2 protein-coding genes are annotated in these 3,252 nt (G+C 75.6%); both read right to left on the minus strand.

What is annotated here, in order from left to right:
* Positions 1 to 864, minus strand: an 864-nt coding sequence (locus WA788_RS35120) for a beta-ketoacyl synthase N-terminal-like domain-containing protein (protein WP_335984459.1), incomplete at its 3' end; no start/stop codon positions are given.
* A 160-nt stretch (positions 865 to 1,024) separates the two neighbouring features.
* A partial coding sequence (locus WA788_RS35125; protein WP_335984462.1) for an SDR family NAD(P)-dependent oxidoreductase occupies positions 1,025 to 3,252 on the minus strand: 2,228 nt, incomplete at its 5' end.

The raw sequence follows: 3,252 nt of genomic DNA on the forward strand, positions 1-3,252 counted from the left end.
CCCCAGCCGCACCGCGTCCGACAACCGCTCCACCAGCACCATCCCGACACCCTCGCCGAAGCCCATGCCGTCGGCAGCGGCGGAGAACGCCTTGCAGCGGCCGTCGGCGGCGACACCGCGCTGGCGCGAGAAGCCGGTGATGGTGTGGGGGGTGCTCATCACGGCGACGCCGCCAGCGAGCGCCATGGTGCACTCCTTGCGGCGCAGCGCCTCGCAGGCCAGGTGGAGGGTGACCAGGGAGGAGGAGCAGGCGGTGTCCACGGTGAGGGCGGGGCCTTCGAGGCCGAGGACGTAGGAGACGCGACCGGACACCACGCTGGAGACGCTGCCGGTGACGAGGTGGCCTTCCAGGCCGTCGCGGACCTCGGTGAGCCGGGCCCGGTACTCCTGGTAGTTGCAGCCGACGTAGACGCCTGTGCTGGTGCCGCGCAGGGCGGCCGGGTCGATGCCGGCGTGCTCGACGGCCTCCCAGGCGGTTTCCAGGACGAGCCGCTGCTGCGGGTCCATGGCGGTGGCCTCGCGCGGGGAGATCCCGAAGAACTCCGCGTCGAACTCGGTGGCCCCGGTGAGGTATCCGCCGTGGGGGGCGTAGGTGGTGCCGGGGGCGTCGGGGTCGGGGTCGTAGAGCGCCTTCACGTCCCAGCCGCGGTCGGTGGGCAGGCCGCCGACGGCGTCGACCCCGTCGTGCACCAGCCGCCACAGGTCGGCGGGCGAGCCGACGCCGCCGGGGTAGCGGCAGCCCATGCCGACGATCGCGATCGGCTCGGCGGCCTGTGCCTCGTACTCGCGCAGGCGCTGCCGGGTCTGCTGAAGATCGGTGGTGACCCGCTTCAGGTAGTCGACCAACTTGTCCTGATCAGCCATCAGTTCCTACCCCCGTTGAGCCGTTCAAGGTGTCCGTGGTGCCGTGGTGCCGTGGTGCTGTCGTCCGGTGGGCGGCGCGGGCTGGTGCCGCCGCCGTACGTGCTGCGTCGTGTGGCGCGTTGCGTGGTGGTGCCGGTGGCCCGGGGGCCGACTGCCGTGCTCAGAGCCCTAGTTCGCTGTCGATGAAGGCGAACACCTCGTCGACGCTGGCGGACTGGAGTTCCGGCCCGGCGGAGGCGGCGTCGGCCGCGGGCCGGGCGCCGTCGGGTCCGTCCCACCGCGCGAGCAGGGACCGCAGCCGCAGGGTGATCTCCAGCCGGGTGTTGCCGTCGGGGTTCAGACCGGTCAACCGCTGGGCGAGCCGGTCGAGTTCGGTGAGGACGAAGGCGTCGTCGTCCGTGTCCGGCCCGAACAGCTCGGCCTTGAGGTGGGCGGCGATGGCGAGGGGGGTCGGGTGGTCGAAGACGAGGGCGGCGGACAGGGCCAGGCCGGTGGCTCCTGCCAGGCGGTTGCGCAGCTCCATCGCGGTCAGCGAGTCGAAGCCGATGTCGCGGAACGCCCGGTCGGGCTCCAGCTGGTCGGGCCGCTCGAAGCCGAGCACGGCGGCGGCCTCGCCGCGGACGAGGGCGAGCAGGGCGCTGTCGCGGTCCTCGGGCGGGAGGGCGGCAAGGCCGGTGCGCTGCTCGGCGGCGGGCTGGGCCGGTGCGCCGGGCGCCTGGGCGGTCAGCGCGGTCAGCGCGCGGACCTGCGGCAGGTCGTCGAAGAGGGGCCGCGGCCGGGCCGCGCTGAACAGCGGGAAGAACCGCTCCCAGGCGACGGGGGCGACGGTGAGCGCCGTCTCGTCGCGGTCCAGGGCCCGTTGCAGGGCGGTCAGGCCCAACTCCGGTTCGATCAGGGGCAGTCCGCGCCGGTGCAGCTGGTCGAGGTCGACGGCCTCGGAGATGCCGCCGGCGCCCTTGACGCCGAACGCGTTCCACACGCCCCAGGCGATCGAGGTGGTGGGGATGCCCGCGGCGCGGTTCGCCTCGGCCAGCGCGTCGAGGTAGGCGTTGGCGGCGGCGTAGGCGCCGTGGTCGCCGCTGCCCCACACGCCGGCGATGGAGGAGAACAGCACGAAGGCGTCCAGCGCGGTGTGGTCGAGCAGTTCGGTCAGGTGGCGTGCGCCGTCGACCTTGGCGGCGATGCCCGCGGCGAACTGCGCGGGCCCGGTGTCCGCCAGGGACGTCAGCTCGGCCACGCCCGCGGCGTGCAGGACGGCGCGTACGGTCTCGCCGGCAGCGGCCAGCCCGGCCAGCAGGTCGGCGACGGCCGCACGGTCGGCGACGTCGCAGGCGGCGAGGGTCACCCGGGCGCCGGCGGCGGTGAGTTCGTCGCGCAGCCCGGCCGCGCCGGGCGCGTCGGCGCCGCGGCGGCCGGTGAGCACCAGGTGCTCGGCGCCTTCCGCGGCCAGCCACCGGGCGAGTACGGAGCCCAGCGCGCCGGTGCCGCCGGTGATGACGACGGTGCCGCGGGGCCGCCAGGTGCGGCGGGCGGGGCGCCGGTCGCGCGGGGCATGGGCGAGGCGGCGCAGGAACGCGCCGGCCGGCCGCAGCGCCACCTGGTCCTCGGGCCCGGCGTCGGCGAGCGCGGCACACAGCAACTGCCCGGTGCGGGCGTCGGGTGCGGCGGGCAGGTCGATCAACCCGCCCCAGCGGTCGGGGTGTTCCAGGGCGGTGACCTGGCCGAGTCCCCAGATCAGCGACCCCAGCGGGTGGTGCGGGTGGGTGTCCTCGCCGGTGGTGACCGCCTGCCGGGTGGTCAGCCACAGCGGCGCCCGCACGTCGGCCCGCCCCAGCGCGCGGATCAGTGCCAGGGTGGCGGCCAGTCCGCTCGGCAGCGCCGGGAGGCCGGGGTGGCGGCGGTCGAGGTCCAGGCCGAGGAAGGACAGGACGCCCGCCGGTGCGGCGCCGAGGTCGGCCAGGAGCGTACGCACCCGCTGCTCCAGCCGCTCCACCTCGGCGTCGGCCTCGGCTTCGGCGTCGGCGTCCGCGTCCGCGTCGCTGATTTCGAGCAGGGCCACGTCGGCTCCGGCGGCGCCCAGCGCCTCCAGTGCGGTGGTGACTCCGGGGTCGGTGCGGTACCGCTCGGGTACGACGGCGAGCCAGTGGCCGGTGAGGGCCGCCGCGCCGGCGGTGTCGGGGCGCCGCTTCCAGGTGACCCGGTAGCGCCAGTGGTCGACGGTCGCCAGGGTGCCCACGCGCCGGCGCCAGTCGGCCAAGGCGGGCAGCACCGTACCGAGCGGGGCGTCCGGCGCGATCGCCAACTCGGCGGCGAAACCGTCGAGATCGGTCTTGTCGACCGCCGCCCACAGCGCGGTGTCCTGCTCATCCGCGGGCCGCTCACCGCTGC

Source organism: Streptomyces sp. CA2R106 (assembly GCF_037034245.1).
GTDB lineage: Bacteria > Actinomycetota > Actinomycetes > Streptomycetales > Streptomycetaceae > Actinacidiphila.